Origin of the sequence: Pseudomonas sp. Q12-87 (assembly GCF_001269755.1) — a bacterium.
Taxonomy (GTDB): domain Bacteria; phylum Pseudomonadota; class Gammaproteobacteria; order Pseudomonadales; family Pseudomonadaceae; genus Aquipseudomonas; species Aquipseudomonas fluorescens_S.
This window is the reverse complement of record NZ_LHVI01000028.1, coordinates 444,124-459,569: the sequence shown is the minus strand read 5'-3', so window position 1 is coordinate 459,569 and position 15,446 is coordinate 444,124. Positions and strand designations below refer to the sequence as shown.

General features: G+C 61.8%; 15 protein-coding genes. 10 read left to right on the top strand and 5 right to left on the bottom strand.

Annotated elements, in window-relative coordinates:
- Positions 1-35: 35 nt before the first annotated feature.
- From adk to AD663_RS21640, 6 genes are all read left to right on the top strand, one after another.
- Entirely contained in the window at positions 36-686 is a 651-nt protein-coding gene (adk, locus tag AD663_RS21665; protein ID WP_003184987.1) for an adenylate kinase, read from the top strand.
- A gap of 94 nt (positions 687-780) precedes the next feature.
- Positions 781-1,458 (top strand): tRNA (adenosine(37)-N6)-threonylcarbamoyltransferase complex dimerization subunit type 1 TsaB, encoded by a 678-nt coding sequence (tsaB, locus tag AD663_RS21660; RefSeq protein ID WP_003184986.1) that lies wholly within the window; start codon positions 781-783, stop codon positions 1,456-1,458.
- A 354-nt stretch (positions 1,459-1,812) separates the two neighbouring features.
- The gene (locus tag AD663_RS21655) at positions 1,813-2,121 is read left to right on the top strand and encodes a hypothetical protein (RefSeq protein ID WP_003184984.1); all 309 of its coding nucleotides are present in this window, start codon (positions 1,813-1,815) and stop codon (positions 2,119-2,121) included.
- Between the two features lie 2 nt (positions 2,122-2,123).
- Positions 2,124-2,984, top strand: a complete 861-nt coding sequence (locus AD663_RS21650; RefSeq protein WP_083455190.1) for a DUF72 domain-containing protein — start codon at positions 2,124-2,126, stop codon at positions 2,982-2,984.
- Between the two features lie 33 nt (positions 2,985-3,017).
- Positions 3,018-3,839 carry an oxaloacetate decarboxylase gene (locus tag AD663_RS21645; RefSeq protein ID WP_003184980.1) on the top strand — a complete coding sequence of 274 codons (822 nt, stop codon included), beginning with the start codon at positions 3,018-3,020 and terminating at the stop codon, positions 3,837-3,839.
- A 16-nt stretch (positions 3,840-3,855) separates the two neighbouring features.
- Positions 3,856-4,554 carry an extensin family protein gene (locus AD663_RS21640; protein ID WP_003184978.1) on the top strand — a complete coding sequence of 233 codons (699 nt, stop codon included), beginning with the start codon at positions 3,856-3,858 and terminating at the stop codon, positions 4,552-4,554.
- 3 nt (positions 4,555-4,557) lie between these two features.
- On the opposite strand, the gene AD663_RS21635 is transcribed toward AD663_RS21640, so the two are convergent.
- Entirely contained in the window at positions 4,558-5,178 is a 621-nt protein-coding gene (locus tag AD663_RS21635; RefSeq protein WP_003184976.1) for a hypothetical protein, read from the bottom strand.
- 108 nt (positions 5,179-5,286) lie between these two features.
- Between AD663_RS21635 and AD663_RS21630 the strand changes: the two genes are divergently transcribed.
- A complete protein-coding gene (locus AD663_RS21630) occupies positions 5,287-6,069 on the top strand; it encodes a class I SAM-dependent methyltransferase (protein ID WP_003184974.1) in 783 nt (260 codons plus the stop codon).
- A gap of 117 nt (positions 6,070-6,186) precedes the next feature.
- On the opposite strand, the gene AD663_RS21625 is transcribed toward AD663_RS21630, so the two are convergent.
- The gene (locus AD663_RS21625; RefSeq protein ID WP_003184972.1) at positions 6,187-6,822 is read right to left on the bottom strand and encodes a TetR/AcrR family transcriptional regulator; all 636 of its coding nucleotides are present in this window, start codon (positions 6,820-6,822) and stop codon (positions 6,187-6,189) included.
- Between the two features lie 94 nt (positions 6,823-6,916).
- Between AD663_RS21625 and AD663_RS21620 the strand changes: the two genes are divergently transcribed.
- Complete coding sequence (locus tag AD663_RS21620) at positions 6,917-8,017, top strand: efflux RND transporter periplasmic adaptor subunit (RefSeq protein WP_053214507.1); 1,101 nt, start codon at positions 6,917-6,919, stop codon at positions 8,015-8,017.
- Positions 8,018-8,023: 6 nt separating this feature from the next.
- Positions 8,024-11,089, top strand: a complete 3,066-nt coding sequence (locus AD663_RS21615; RefSeq protein ID WP_053214506.1) for an efflux RND transporter permease subunit — start codon at positions 8,024-8,026, stop codon at positions 11,087-11,089.
- Between the two features lie 68 nt (positions 11,090-11,157).
- On the opposite strand, the gene AD663_RS21610 is transcribed toward AD663_RS21615, so the two are convergent.
- From AD663_RS21610 to plsB, 3 genes are read right to left on the bottom strand one after another with little or no spacing between them, the layout of a single operon-like run.
- Positions 11,158-11,847 (bottom strand): DUF4197 domain-containing protein, encoded by a 690-nt coding sequence (locus tag AD663_RS21610; protein ID WP_003184965.1) that lies wholly within the window; start codon positions 11,845-11,847, stop codon positions 11,158-11,160.
- A 31-nt stretch (positions 11,848-11,878) separates the two neighbouring features.
- Positions 11,879-12,277 carry a YbaY family lipoprotein gene (locus AD663_RS21605; protein WP_053214505.1) on the bottom strand — a complete coding sequence of 133 codons (399 nt, stop codon included), beginning with the start codon at positions 12,275-12,277 and terminating at the stop codon, positions 11,879-11,881.
- Between the two features lie 50 nt (positions 12,278-12,327).
- Positions 12,328-14,829: a glycerol-3-phosphate 1-O-acyltransferase PlsB gene (gene plsB / locus AD663_RS21600; protein WP_003184961.1), complete on the bottom strand. Its 2,502-nt coding sequence runs from the start codon at positions 14,827-14,829 to the stop codon at positions 12,328-12,330.
- Positions 14,830-15,058: 229 nt separating this feature from the next.
- On the opposite strand from plsB, the gene AD663_RS21595 reads away from it, so the two are divergent.
- Positions 15,059-15,268: a cold-shock protein gene (locus AD663_RS21595; protein WP_003184959.1), complete on the top strand. Its 210-nt coding sequence runs from the start codon at positions 15,059-15,061 to the stop codon at positions 15,266-15,268.
- The last annotated feature ends 178 nt before the right edge of the window (positions 15,269-15,446 follow it).

The window sequence follows — 15,446 nt, the reverse complement described above, 5'->3', positions numbered from 1 at the left end:
CGAGCGTTTACATAAAAAAATTGAGGAGCACATCGATGCGCGTCATTCTGCTGGGAGCTCCCGGGGCCGGTAAAGGTACTCAGGCAAAGTTCATCACCGAAAAATTCGGCATCCCGCAAATCTCCACGGGCGACATGCTGCGTGCCGCGGTCAAGGCCGGCACCGAGCTGGGCGTCAAGGCCAAGGGCATCATGGATGCCGGTGGCCTGGTATCGGATGACCTGATCATCGCCCTGGTCAAGGACCGCATCGCTCAAGCCGATTGCGTCAACGGCTTTCTGTTCGACGGTTTCCCACGCACCATTCCCCAGGCCGAAGCCTTGGTAGAAGCTGGCGTGGAGCTCGATCATGTGGTCGAGATCGCCGTCGACGACGAAGAGATCGTCCAGCGTATCGCCGGTCGTCGTGTCCACGAGCCGTCCGGTCGTGTCTACCACACTATCTACAATCCGCCGAAAACCGCGGGCAAGGACGACGTCACCGGTGAAGACCTGGTGCAGCGCAAGGACGACACCGAAGAAACCGTGCGCCATCGCCTGTCGGTCTACCATTCCCAGACCAAGCCGCTGGTGGACTTCTACCAGAAGCTTTCCGCCAAGACCCAGGGCAAGCCGAAGTACAGCCACATCGCTGGCGTCGGTTCGGTTGAAGCGATCACCGGCAAGGTGCTTCAAGCGCTGAGCTGAAAAGTCTGATCAGTTGCGTCAACTACGGCCCGCTTGCGGGCCGTAGTTGTTTATACTGGCGCACTTTTTTCCCACCTGATTTACGGACACATCGATGAGCACCTTGCTGGCCCTGGACACCGCGACTGAAGCTTGCTCCGTTGCCTTGCTGCACGACGGCAAGGTCACGAGCCATTACGAGGTGATCCCGCGGCTGCATGCCCAGAAGCTCTTGCCGATGATCCAACAACTGCTCAGTGACGCCGGCACCACTTTGCAGGCGGTGGACGCGATTGCCTTCGGTCGTGGTCCGGGAGCATTCACTGGCGTGCGTATCGCCATTGGTGTGGTGCAGGGCCTGGCGTTCGCGCTGGAACGCCCAGTGTTGCCGGTGTCCAACCTCGCGGTACTGGCACAGCGAGCGTTGCGCGAACACGGCGCCCGCCAAGTCGCGGCAGCCATCGATGCGCGTATGGACGAGGTGTACTGGGGTTGCTACCGCGAGACTGATGGCGAGATGCGCCTGGTCGGCGCCGAAGCGGTGCTGCCACCCGAAGCCGCGGCGTTACCGGGCGAAGCCGACGGCGACTGGTTCGGCGCCGGTACCGGTTGGGGCTACGGCGAGCGCATCGCCGTCCACCTCAGCGGGCAGGACGCCACTGCGCTGCCCCACGCCGAAGACCTATTGGCCCTGGCACGCTTCGCCTGGGAACGCGGCGAAGCCATCCCGGCCGATGATGCACAACCGGTGTACCTGCGGGACAAAGTCGCGACCCCGAAATCCGAACGGTAGACCCAGGGTTGACCGCATTCCCAAGCGGGCAGCGTTGTGGCGAGGGAGCTTGCTCCCGCTCGAGTGCGCAGCGCTCGCTGGGTGACCGACTGAACTACGTCGGGAGGGGTGCTGCGCACCCCAGCGGGAGCAAGCTCCCTCGCCACAGAGTTACCTGCAACTTTCAGGTGCTTTAGAGTCACCCCATTCAAAAGTCATTTTCCCACCCCAAAGTCACGTCAAAAATCACCAGTCGTCACTTTTTCCCCCTGTTTTTAAACCTTTTCGACTTTCTGTGTTCTAGTTATCACTTGCGCATTTGCGCGGCTGCGAAAGTGCCGCTAAATTGCCATCATTGATACCGAGCATTCTGTTATGCGTATAGACGGCGTTTCATCCCAGTCCTACCCCATCAAGCGCAAGCCTCGTGCAGGCAAAGTCGCCGAGCCCGAGTCTTTCGATGATATCGATGGCGAACTGGAAACCCCGTCCGAGGAGCAACTGGCCGCCCGTGCCGCCAAAGCTTCCGCGCAACGCCTGAGCAATCTTCCCGCCCGTCAGCAAGACATGCTCTATCACCGTTCCATGAGCCGCAGCGTGGCCACGGCCCTGGCCAGCTACCTGAGCACCGCTGGCTTCGTCGATTGGGATATGGAAGTGCTGGGTCTCGACCTCTATATCTGATGGTGGTATTGCCGTACTACCTGGGTTGTCCGTCCTGGAGCGAAAACGCCTGGCGCGATTACCTGTATCCCCAGGACGCGAAAAGCACCGATTTCCTCAATCTATATTCCCAAGTATTCAATGCCGTGGAAGGCAATACGACTTTCTACGCGAGCCCTTCTGCGGCCGTCGTGCAGCGCTGGGCCGAAACCATGCCCGAACATTTTCGCTTCACCGCCAAGTTGCCCGGCGATATCAGCCACAGTGGCGACTTGCGCGAGCACCTGACGGCGATCGAAACCTTCGTGCAATTGCTCCGCCCCTTGGGTGAACGGGTTTCGCCATTCTGGCTGCAGTTACCCAAGGCCTTCATGCCTCATCGACTGGCGGAGCTGGCCGGTTTCATCGACGCCTTTGAGCGGCCGCTGGCCGTGGAAGTGCGACACGATGAATTCTTTGCCAAAGGCGATGCCGAACGGCGCCTCAATCGCTTGTTGCTCGACCGCGGCGTCGAGCGCATTTGCCTCGATCCTCGGGCGTTGTTCAGCTGCACCTCGACTGCCCCTGCTGTGCTTCATGCACAATCGAAAAAGCCGCGGGTGCCGCCCCGGCCGACGGCCTTCACCCAATGCCCGCAGGTACGCTTCATCGGTCACCCGGTGCTGGAGGCCAATGAGCCATTCCTGAAGCCCTGGGTGGAAAAAATCGCCGGGTGGATTGAAGAAGGGCGCACGCCATACATTTTCCTGCACACCGCCGACAACCTGCTGGCGGCAAAACTCGCACAGCACTTTCACCGCCTGTTGATGAGCCGATTGCCTGGCTTGCCGGCCCTGCCTGAGCTATACAGAGAGCCCGCCGCCGAGCAACTGGGTTTGCTCTGAGGCCAATACCTTCTCTGTTCAGGAGCGAACTACATGGATGCGCAAACCCGTCGAGCCCAGGCGTTCAAGGCCCTGCACGAGCGTGAAGGGGCGTTTGTGATTCCCAACCCGTGGGATGCCGGTTCCGCCAAGATGCTCGCCAGCCTCGGCTTCGAAGCCCTGGCAACCACCAGCGCCGGTCATGCTTTTTCCCTGGCGCGACCCGATGGTGCATTGGGCCTGGAAGACACCTTGGCCAATGTCCGGGCGATAGTGGCGGCCACTGACCTGCCGGTGGCGGTGGACTTGGAAAACGGTTTCGCCGATGCGCCCGAGGATTGCGCCCGCAACCTCCTTCGGGCGGCGCAGGCCGGCGCGGTGGGCGGTTCGATCGAAGACGCCACGGGGCGTGAAGACAGCCCGATCTATTGCTTCGACCACGCCGTGGCGCGGGTCAAGGCCGCCGCTGAAGCTGTGCGCAGCCTGCCGTATCCCTTCTTGCTGACCGCTCGGGCGGAAAATTTCCTGCACGGCAAGCCCGACCTGGATGACACGATTCGCCGCCTCAAGGCGTTCGCCGATGCCGGCGCCGATGTGCTCTATGCCCCTGGCCTGAGCTCGGCCGAGCAAGTGCTCGCGGTGGTGCGAGCCGTGGCGCCCAAGCCAGTGAACGTGCTGATGTCCGGGGCGCTGGACCTGACGGTCGCGCAGTTGAGCGAGTTGGGCGTCAAGCGCATCAGTGTCGGGTCGGCCCTGGCCCTGGCTGCGTATGGCGAGTTCTTCCGCGCCGCCGAGGAGATCCAGCAGCAGGGCACGTTCACTTTTACGCGCCGCTCGATGCCGTTCAAGCAGGCCAACCAGTTGTTCAAGGGTTGATGCCCGAGGCCCTGCCGTGCGGTTTTTGAAAGGTTTGGCGGTCCTGGTGTCAATCATGGGCCTGGCGGTGTTTAGTGTGTGGCGCGGCTGGCTGTCGCTGCCACCCCAGTGGAACCCTTGGGCGCCCCTGGACGTTAACGTTCCTCCGAACCTGCTGACCCGCTACAAGCTGATGGCCTTGCGCAACGACCCGCAGCTGTGCGATCAGGCCCTCGCCACCTCGGGGCTTCGGACCGCTCGCCAGGCGGACAGCAGCCCCGAGGCCGATTGCCCGCTGAACAATGCAGTGAGGGTGCAGGGCGGTGAAGTGGCGCTCAGCAGCAGTTTCCTCGCCAGTTGCCCACTGGCCGTGGCGTTCGCGCTGTTCGAGCGTCATGCGCTACAGCCGGCGGCAGCGGCGGTCTATGGCCAGAAAGTCACGCGGGTCGATCACCTCGGCAGTTTCGCCTGTCGCAACATGTACGGTCGTGAGACCGGGGCACGCAGCCAGCACGCCACGGCCAGCGCACTGGATATCGCCGGCTTTCGCCTGGCTGACGGCCGCACGATCAGCGTCCTCAGGGACTGGCCCAAGGACAATGCCGATGCGCGCTTTCTACGGCAGGCCCGCGACGGTGCCTGTGACATGTTCAGTGTGGTCTTGAGCCCGGATTACAACGCGGCGCACCGCAACCATTTTCATCTGGATGTGGGGCCCTGGTGGATCTGTCGTTGAGAATCAGGCGGCGATGCGCAGGTTCTGCAGCACGATCGGACGTGCCCAGCGGGTGTCGAAATCCAATTGTTTCTGCTGTTCCACCAATTCTTCTTCCGGGAAGGGCGGGAATGGCTTGTCCAGCAGATCGAGTTCGAACTCGGCAATCGGCAGGTGCAATGGGCGCGGCTGCGGCGCCGGGCCGGGCTCTGGCAGCGGTTGGCCGGCGGCGAGGACGATGGGGCGAACCCAGTTGCTCTCGAACGTCTGCTGCTTTTGCTGGGCAGCGATTTCTTGCGCCGGGAAAGGCGGGAAGGGCTTGTCCAGCAGGTCCAGTTCGAATTCGGCGATGGGCAGGAACAGCGGCTCAGGCGGTGCGACCGGCGTTTCGGTCACTTCACAGGTGCGCTGGCTGACGATGTGATCCAGCAGTTCAGCGCCGAGGGTCGGTTCAACATTCTCATCGAGGGGGGCTGGCTGGTAGCTGCCTGGCACCGGTGCGGCATCACCCAGTTGATCGGCCAGGGCCCGGGCAAAAAAATCCTGCCACAGGTGACTGACGCCGCTCAGCGCTTGGGTGTTGCGCAGGCTGTAATCGCCGTAAGGGGAGATCACGCCTATCGATGGGGATTGAATGTCTGACATTTTTCTCGGTCGACGCTCAGCTCTGGCAAAATGCCGTTCACCGTTGTTATCGGCCGTTCTTGCCGATCCTTAATTTTTTGAGCATGTTTCCATGAATGAACAACTTCCATGAGTGAGCAACCTGCGGCTTGCCGCATCCATGTCGAGGCCCTGGCCCCGGCCTTCCAGCCCCAGGCCGAGCAGTGGGCCGAGCGCCTTGGCTTGCCCTTGCAAGTGGACGATGGCGAATTTGCCTTGCAGGTCGGCGAGCAGGGGCTGCAATTGCAGCAACTCGGGCCGGACGCGCCAGGCCCGGTGCGGGTGGACTTCGTCGAGGGCGGTGCGGCCCATCGTCGATTGTACGGTGGCGGCAGTGGCCAAATGATCGCCAAGGCGGTGGGTGTCGCCCAAGGCGTGCGTCCACGGGTGTTGGACGCCACGGCCGGGTTGGGCAAGGATGCATTCGTACTCGCCAGTCTGGGTTGTGAAATGAGCCTGATCGAACGCCAGCCGCTGATCGGCGCGCTGTTGGAGGATGGCCTGGCCCGCGGGGCGGAGGATTTCGATGTCGCACCGATCGTGGCCCGCATGCGTTTGCTCAAGGGCAATTCCATCGACGTGATGCGCAACTGGGAAGGTGAGCCGCCCCAAGTGATCTACCTGGACCCGATGTTCCCCCATCGTGAGAAAACCGCTCTGGTGAAGAAGGAAATGCGCCTGTTCCGTCCGCTGGTAGGCGATGACCCGGACGCCCCGGCGCTACTCGCCGCCGCCCTGGCCCTGGCGACTCACCGGGTGGTGGTCAAGCGCCCGCGCAAGGCTCCTTGCATCGAAGGGCCCAAGCCCAGTCATGGGCTCGATGGCAAATCCAGTCGCTACGATATCTATCCCAAGAAAGCGCTCAAGCCCTGAGACCGTGTTGCCTTCATCGCGAGCAGGCTCGCTCCCACACTGGATCGATGGTGCCCCTGTGGGAGCGAGCCTGCTCGCGATGGGGCCCTGCCAGTCAGCGAATAAATGACGGCTGGCCTAAGGCCGATAAGCCCGCACAAACAACCCCACCACTTCCTGCACATGAGCCTCCGCCGCTTCGGGCTCCAATGCTGCGCCGCAGCCATACAGCAGGCGAAAGTTCGCCGCCCCCTTGATCAGGCAAAAGAAATGCTCGGCGGCGTTGCGGGGCTTGTCGATGCTCAGCGCACCGCTCTGGTTGACCTTGACCAGCAACCGCTCCATGCCTGAGAGCATCCGCTGCGGACCGGCTTCGAAGAAGATCGTCGAGAGTTTCGGATCCTGGCTGCCCAGGGCAATGATCACCCGATGCAGGTTCACCGATTCTTCACTGCTGACCAATTGATTAAAGCCACGGGCAATGTTCAGCAACACGCGTTCGATCGGCACGCCCTCGGGCCATTCGAAAAAAAGCGGCGGTACCTGTTCTTCGCATTTGGCGATCACGGCAGCGGAGAACAGCGTCTCCTTGTCGGTGAAATGGCTGTACACCGTCAATTTGGAAACCCCCGCCTCGGTGGCGACGGCATCCATGCTGGTGCTGGCGTAACCCATGCTTACGAACAGGCGTTTTGCTGCGTCGAGAATGGCCTGGCGTTTGGCCAGGTCCTTTGGCCGGCCAGGACCGCTGTGGGGGGAACGATTGTTCGACATTTCTTCGCTTTAATACTGGACTGGTGAGTTTGCTATTAATAACATACCCGTCAGTATAATTATTCCAAGCACCATTAGCGAAAGGTCACTCGCCATGTTCCGCTATGCCTTGCCCCTCGCCTTGCCAGTCAGCCTGGCTTTTTTATTGTCTGCGTGTGGTCATGACGAGCCGGTGCCCGTCGCAGTGCGCCCCGCGCTGGTGGTGAAACCCGAGCCTTCGGCCCAAGCGATGGACAGTTATCCCGGCGAAGTGCGGGCACGTTTCGAACCCGACCTGGCCTTTCGCATAGGCGGCAAGGTGAGCCGACGGCTGGTGGAGGAGGGCCAGCGGGTCAAGGCCAATCAGCCCTTGGCCGAGCTCGATCCCGAGGATGTGCGCCTGCAACTGGAAGCGACCCGCGCCCAGGTGGCCGCCGCCGAGGCCAACCTGAGCCTGGTGCGTGCCGAGCGTGACCGCTATAAAACATTGATGGATCGGCAGATGGTCAGCCGCTCCCAGTACGACAATGCCGAGAATCTCTATCGCTCCGGTGCCGCGCGGCTCAAGCAGATCAAGGCCGAGTTCGACGTCGCCAGCAACCAGGCCAGCTATTCGGTGTTGCGCGCCCCTCAGGATGGCGTGGTCGCCAGGCGCTCGGTTGAAGTCGGGCAAGTGGTGTCGGCCGGTCAAACCGTCTTCACCCTGGCCACCGACGGCGAGCGTGAAGTACTGATCAGCCTGCCGGAACAGAGTTTCGGACGGTTCAAGATCGGCCAGCCAGTCTCGGTCGAACTGTGGAGCCAGCCTGACCAGCGTTTCAGCGGCCGCATTCGTGAACTCTCGCCGGCCGCCGACCCCAGGTCCCGCACCTTCGCTGCACGTGTGGCGTTCACCGCCGGCAGTGTGCCGGCAGAGCTGGGCCAGAGCGCCCGGGTGTTCATCCAGACCGCCGACAAGATCCCGCTGTCGGTGCCGTTATCGGCCCTGACGGCTGAAAACGGCGTCACTTACGTCTGGGTGGTCAGCGCCAACAATACCCTCAAGAAAGTCCCGGTCCGGGTCGGCGCCTTTGGCGAAAAGACTGTTCCGGTGCTCGAAGGCCTCAGCCCTGAAGACTGGGTCGTGGCCGCCGGCGTCCATGTGTTGCTCGACGGCCAGCATGTGCGGCCGGTGGATCGCTCCAACCGCGTGGTCAACCTGACGGCCAAGGAGTAATCCCCGATGGGTTTCAATCTTTCTGAATGGGCGCTGCGCAATCGCCAGATCGTACTGTTCCTGATGCTGTTGCTGGCCATCGTCGGTGCGCTTTCCTACACCAAGCTTGGCCAGAGCGAAGACCCACCGTTCACGTTCAAGGCCATGGTCATTCGCACCAATTGGCCGGGGGCCACGGCCGAGGAAGTTTCCCGGCAGGTGACCGAACGCATTGAAAAGAAACTGATGGAGACTGGCGATTACGAAAGAATCGTCTCGTTCTCCCGGCCCGGCGAGTCCCAGGTGACCTTCGTCGCCCGCGATTCATTGCATTCAGTGCAGATTCCCGAGTTGTGGTACCAGATCCGCAAGAAAATCAGCGACATTCGCCACACCCTGCCGCCGGGTATCCAGGGCCCGTTCTTCAACGATGAATTCGGCACCACCTTCGGCAATATCTACGCGCTGTCCGGTGAGGGCTTCGACTACGCGGTGCTCAAGGACTACGCCGACCGCATCCAGATCCAGCTGCAACGGGTCAAGGACGTGGGCAAGGTCGAGCTGATCGGCCTGCAGGACGAGAAGATCTGGATCGAGCTGTCGAACGTGAAGCTGGCAACACTGGGGTTGCCCCTGGCGGCGGTCCAGCAAGCCCTCGAGGAGCAGAACGCCGTCTCGACCGCAGGATTCTTCGAAACCGGCAGCGAACGATTGCAACTGCGCGTGTCGGGAAATTTCCAGACCGTTGAAGAAATTCGCAATTTCCCGATCCGTGTCGCCGACCGTACGTTCCGTATCAGCGATCTGGCGCAGGTGCGTCGCGGTTTCAATGACCCGCCGGCGCCGCGCATGCGCTTCATGGGGGAAGACGCCATCGGCCTGGCCGTGGCGATGAAGGAGGGCGGCGATATTCTGGTCCTGGGCAAGGCGCTGGAGGCTGAGTTTTCGAGGATCCAGAACAACCTGCCGGCCGGCATGCAATTGCGCAAGGTTTCGGACCAGCCGGCAGCGGTGAAGACCGGCGTTGGTGAATTCGTCCAGGTGCTGGTGGAGGCGCTGACGATTGTACTGCTGGTGAGCTTTTTCTCCCTGGGGTTGCGCACCGGCATGGTGGTGGCTCTGGCGATCCCGCTGGTGTTGGCGATGACTTTCGCCGCGATGTACTACCTGGGCATCGGCCTGCACAAGATTTCCCTGGGCGCGCTGGTATTGGCGCTGGGGCTGTTGGTGGACGACGCGATCATTGCCGTGGAGATGATGGCGATCAAGATGGAGCAGGGCTTTGACCGGATCAAGGCGGCCAGCTTCGCCTGGACCAGCACGGCGTTCCCGATGCTCACCGGTACGTTGATCACCGCAGCGGGGTTCCTGCCGATCGCCACCGCGCAGTCAGGCACTGGCGAGTACACCCGCTCGATTTTCCAGGTCGTGACCCTGGCGCTGTTGGCGTCCTGGGTGGCCGCCGTGGTGTTCGTGCCGTACCTTGGGGAAAAATTCCTGCCGGACCTGGCGAAAATTCACGCGGCCAAACATGGCACTGTCGATGGTCAGCCCGATCCTTACGGCACACCGTTCTATCAGCGTGTCCGGCGGTCGGTGGAATGGTGCGTGCGTCGGCGCAAAACCGTCATCACCTTGACCGTGCTGTTGTTCGTGGGCTCGGTTGTGCTGTTCCGTTTTGTGCCGCAGCAATTTTTCCCGGCATCGGGACGGCTGGAGTTGATGGTCGACCTGAAGCTGCAGGAAGGCGCCTCCCTGACCAACACCGCCGAGCAGGTCAAACGCCTGGAAGCGCTGCTCAAGGACCATGTGGGTATCGACAATTATGTGGCTTACGTCGGCACCGGTTCGCCGCGCTTCTACCTGCCGCTGGATCAGCAACTGCCGGCGTCGAGCTTTGCCCAGTTCGTGGTGCTCGCCAAGACCATCGAAGACCGCGAGCCCCTGCGCAGTTGGCTGATCACAACCCTGAACGAACAATTCCCGACCCTGCGCTCGCGGGTCACACGCCTGGAAAACGGTCCGCCGGTGGGTTATCCGGTGCAATTTCGGGTCACGGGTGAACACATCGAAAAAGTCCGGGACCTGGCGCGAAAAGTGGCGACGAAAGTTCGCGAAAATCCCTACGTGGTCAATGTGCATCTGGACTGGGAAGAGCCGAGCAAGGTGGTGTACCTGAACGTCGATCAGGAGCGCGCCCGGGCCTTGGGTGTCAGCACCGCGAATCTGGCGAGCTTCCTGCGCAGTTCCCTCACCGGTTCCAGTGTCAGCCAATACCGGGAAGACAACGAGCTGATCGAGATCCTGTTGCGCGGCACGGTGCATGAGCGTACCGAATTGTCGCTGCTGCCGAGCCTGGCGGTGCCCACCGACAGCGGCACGAGTGTTGCGCTGTCACAGATCGCGACGCTGGAGTACGGCTTCGAAGAGGGCGTGATCTGGCACCGCAATCGCTTACCCAGCGTGACCGTGCGCGCGGACATCTACGGCAAGGAACAACCGGCCACCTTGGTGCAGCAGATTTTCCCGACGCTGGAGTCGATTCGCGCCGAATTGCCGGACGGTTATCTCCTGGAAGTGGGCGGCACGGTGGAGGATTCGGCCCGGGGCCAGAAATCGGTGAACGCCGGTGTACCGCTTTTCATCGTGGTGGTGCTGACGTTGCTGATGCTGCAGCTGCGCAGCTTCTCGCGCACGGCCATGGTTTTCCTCACGGCGCCCCTCGGGTTGATCGGCGTCACGGTGTTCCTGCTGGTGTTCCGCCAGCCGTTCGGGTTCGTCGCCATGTTGGGCACCATCGCCTTGTCGGGGATGATCATGCGCAACTCGGTGATCCTGGTGGACCAGATCGAACAGGACATCAAGGCGGGGCTCGCGCCCTGGCAGGCGATCATCGAAGCGACGGTGCGCCGCTTCCGGCCGATCGTGCTCACTGCCCTGGCAGCGGTGCTGGCGATGATCCCGCTGTCGCGCAGCCTGTTCTTCGGCCCGATGGCCGTGGCGATCATGGGCGGGCTGATCGTGGCGACGGCGTTGACGCTGCTGTTTTTACCGGCGTTGTATGCGGCGTGGTTCAGGGTCAAGAAGACCTGATCAACAGACGTACACCGGACCTGTGGTGAGGGGATAAATCCCCTCGCCACAGTGATTTTTGCTGAATCTTAAAGAGTACCAAACACCTTCTTCGCCAAACTGGTCGCCGCAGCCGCCGGGTTCTTGCGGATGGTGGCTTCCTGCTCGGCGATCATCTTGAACAAGCCGTCCAGCGCCTGTTCGGTCACATAGCTTTCGATGTTGGCGCTTTTTGCATCCAGCACGCCGAAGGTTGCGGCCTGGCCGGCGAAAGCGTTGTATTTCTGGGCCAGGCCGACCTTGTCGGTGGCTTGCTTGACGATGGGCAGGAACTTGGTGCGGATCTGCTCGCGGCTGCTCTTGTTCAAGTATTGGGTGGCTGAGTCGTTACCGCCGCTCAAGATGCCCTTGGCATCGTCCACGCTCATGTTCTTCACGGCATTGACCAGGATCGGCTGGGCTTGCACCACGGCGGCTTCAGCAGCCTGGTTCATGCTGGTTTCCAATTGATCGACCTGATCCCCCATGCCGAAGGCTTTCATTTTGCTGGCGACTTTGCCGAGCTTGCCGGGCAGTTCGATCTTCACCTCAGGGTTGTTGTTGAAACCGCCTGGCTTGCCCAATTGCTTGACCGCGATCTGGGCGCCTTGGGTCAGTGCGTCCTTGAGGCCGCCCGTGGCGTCGCCCTGGGAAAGATCCCCCAGGGACAGGGCCATGGCGTTGGCGCAGATCAGCAGGCCCGCGCACAGGCCGGTGAAACGGAGAGTTGAGCGGAGCATGACGGTGTCCTTCAGGAAAATAGGCAGGGGGTCAACGCGCGGCGTTGACGCGGATTTTCAGCGGCTGTGGATCTTTACCGTCGAGTTGCACGGCATGTTGTTCGGTGGAGACGAATATCAATTGGCCGTCGGCTTCGATGCCGGCGCTCACCGCATAGCGATGGCCGGGCTTGACCTGGGCGGGATCATAGCTGAGGTGGAACGGCAGCGGGACCTGGCCTTTGACCGGGCCGCTCTGCTCATCGAGGACCACGGCGGGGGCGTCGGCCAGGGACACGTCCTGCAGGCTTACGCTCAAAATGGCGGTGGGTGGCAAGGCGATGCGTTGCAGGTAGAACACTTCGCCGTCGAGGCTGTTCTTGCCCGCCAGCGGCGCGCTGGAGCAGGCGCTCAGGAGCGTGGCGGCGGTAATGAGAAGGAGTTTTTTCATGGGGGCATTTCCATATTGAGGGCGCCAGAGACAACCTGGCGCCTGGGGAATCAGTCCTGCGGCAGCGCAGCTACCTGATCCGCTGCATCTTCACTGCGGTGCAACGCCACTTGGCGGATCGACAGGCGAATCTCCGCCGGCAGCACCCGCTTGGCCGCGCCTTCGGCCAGTTCGCCCAGCAGCTCGTGATAACCGAGCTTGCCGGCTTCGTCGCGGCGCAGTACGTCAAGGTCCAGCATAGTCTGGATGAAATGGCGGAACAGGCTCTTGTCGAAGAATTCCGGGGCATTCAGGCCATGCAGGATCGACAGGCGCTGGGCCATGACGGTGCAAAGGTCTTCCAGCTCTTCGGCGCTGACGCTGTTCTGGCCGCTGTTGAGCAGCAGCGAGACGGTCATGTAGAAGCGCTGCAAAGTCTGGGCGATGCTCTTGGACAGCAGCGTCAGCAGCACGAAATGCCGCGAGCTCGGTGCTGGGCGCAGGTACAGGTCTTTCTCGAAGCGCAGCAGGCCTTGTTCGACGAACGCCTCGAGCCATTGATCGACCACGCCGTCGAGTTCTTCCAGCGACCAACGGATGAACAGCTCCGATTGCAGGTACGGGTACAAGGCGCGGGTGTAGCGCAGGATCTGTTCGCGGCTCATGCGCGAACTGCTCTGGAAGAAGCTGGCAAGCAACGCAGGCAGGGCAAAGATGTGCAGCACGTTGTTGCGGTAGTAAGTCATCAACACCGCATTCTGTTCGTCCAGATACAGGATCTTGCCCAGGGCATCGCTCTGCTCCGAGAGCAGGTCCATGCCCTTGACGTGCTCGATCAGCGCCTGGCCATCGCCTTCGGGCAGGGTGGTGTGGGGCGAGTACGGTACTTTGCGCAGCAGCGCCAGGTACAGGTCCAGTACGCGGGCCATGGCACGGTCGTCCAGGGCCAGGCGGCTGGTGGACAGCAGCGCCAGGGCCACGAGGTTGACCGGGTTGATGGCTGCGGCTTCGTTCAGGTGCCGGGCCACGCGCTCGCCGAGGCGGTGAGTGGTCGCGTTGAGCCAGGCCGGCTTGAACTGCGGGCCCAATTCCTGTTGGCGCCAGTCGGGCTGTTCGCCGTCGAGGAACTCCGCCAGTTTGATCGGTTCGCCGAAGTTCACCGCCACTTGGCCGAAGCGCTGCTTGAGGGCACCGATGACTTTGAAGATGTCGAAAATCGATTCTTTCTTCTTGCTGGCGCCGCGTAGCTCGCCGAGGTAGGTGCGGCCTTCCAATACCCGTTCGTAGCCGATGTAGACCGGCACGAAGACGATGGGCATGCGCGAGGAGCGCAGGAAGCTGCGCAGGGTGATGGCGAGCATGCCGGTCTTGGGTTGCAGCATCCGCCCGGTGCGCGAGCGACCGCCCTCGACGAAGTACTCCACCGGAAAACCCTTGGTGAACAAGGTATGCAGGTATTCGTTGAATACAGCGGTATAGAGCGGGTTGCCCTTGAAGGTGCGGCGCATGAAGAACGCCCCGCCACGGCGCAGCAGGCCGCCAATCACTGGCATGTTGAGGTTGATGCCGGCGGCGATGTGCGGAGGGGTCAGGCCGTTGCGAAACAGCAGGTACGACAGCAGCAGGTAGTCGATGTGGCTGCGGTGGCAGGGCACGTAGATGACTTCGTGGCCCTGGGCGACGTTCTGCACGCCTTCGATGTGGTTGACCTTGATGCCGTCGTAGATTTTGTTCCAGAACCAGCTCAGCACGACTTCCAGGAAACGGATCGCGGTGTAGGTGTAGTCCGAGGCGATTTCGTTGCCGTAGCGCAGGGCTTGGGCCTTGGCTTTTTCCGGGGAGATTTTTTCCCGCTCGGCCTCGTCGAGAATCGCCTGCTTGACCAGCGGCTGGTTCAGCAGGCCCTTGACCAGGTTGCGCCGGTGGGAAATGTCGGGACCGATGACCGCCGCCTTCAAGTTGCGGAAATGCACCCGCAGGATCCGCTGGGCCATGCGCACGGTGCGTTCGTGGCCCTTGTCGTGTTCGATCAGCTCGCGCAAATGAATGGGCGCGGAGAACTGCACGCGGGTCTTGCGTCCCAGGATCATGATGCTCAACAGGCGGCGCAGGCGTCCGGTGACGGCCCAGCTGTCGGCAAACAAGAGTTTCCAGGGGCTCGATTCGCTGTCGGGCGATTGCCCCCAGAACACGCTGACCGGGATGATCTGGGCGTCTTCGGCCGCGTCGTGGCTCAGGACATCGACCAGTCGCGTCAGGGTAGGCGGCGCGCCACGTTTGTCTTGGCGCCCGAGCCAGTCCGGCGCTGGCGTCAGGTAGAAGAACGCTGCAGGTTCCAGCAGGTTACCCACCGAGACCGGCAGCACCGGCCGGGGCAGGCCGGCCTTGGTGCATTCGGTGTCGAGCACCGCCAGGTCAGTGAGCGAAGGGTCTTGCAGGACGTAGAACACCGGACGGCTGCGGTCGAGGTTGAGGGTAAAGGACGACTGGTTGATCGTCTCGGAGCGAACCCAGAGGTACAACAGTCGGCGCAGGGTGCCAAACACTAGACGGCGGAACGGGGAGCGGGTCATACGGCTTCTGCATGAGTGAATGGGGTTGAGCGGTCGGTAGTGTGCCGGATTCGTCGAAAATCGGCAAAAAAGCGCCGAAGTAAAGTCAGTTGAGACTTTTTGTGTCTGTCATATACTCGGCAGGTTACTGCCCGGGCGTCCCGATGGACGGCTAGTTGGCGGCGCAAGTTCGTACGGCTTTCCATCGAAAAGTCGACTCAGAAAAAAGACAAGAACGGGAGTGAACATCATGGCAGCACGCGAAACCGGAAACGTGAAATGGTTCAACGACGCCAAGGGCTATGGCTTCATTCAGCGCGAAGGCGGGGCGGACGTGTTCGTGCATTACCGCGCGATCCGTGGTGAAGGCCACCGCTCGCTGACCGAGGGCCAGCAGGTCGAATACGCAGTCGTCGAAGGGCAGAAGGGCTTGCAGGCTGAGGATGTGGTGGGGTTGTAACCCGCGCGTGCCGTCACATTAAATCCTGTGGGAGCGGGCTTGCTCGCGAATGCGGTGTATCAGACTCAAGGCTATTGCCTGACACACAGAATTCGCGAGCAAGCCCGCTCCCACATTGGGATTTGTTTAACAATGCGATCTGCTTCTAGGTTGCCAATCGCAACAGGCCCATCCAGCC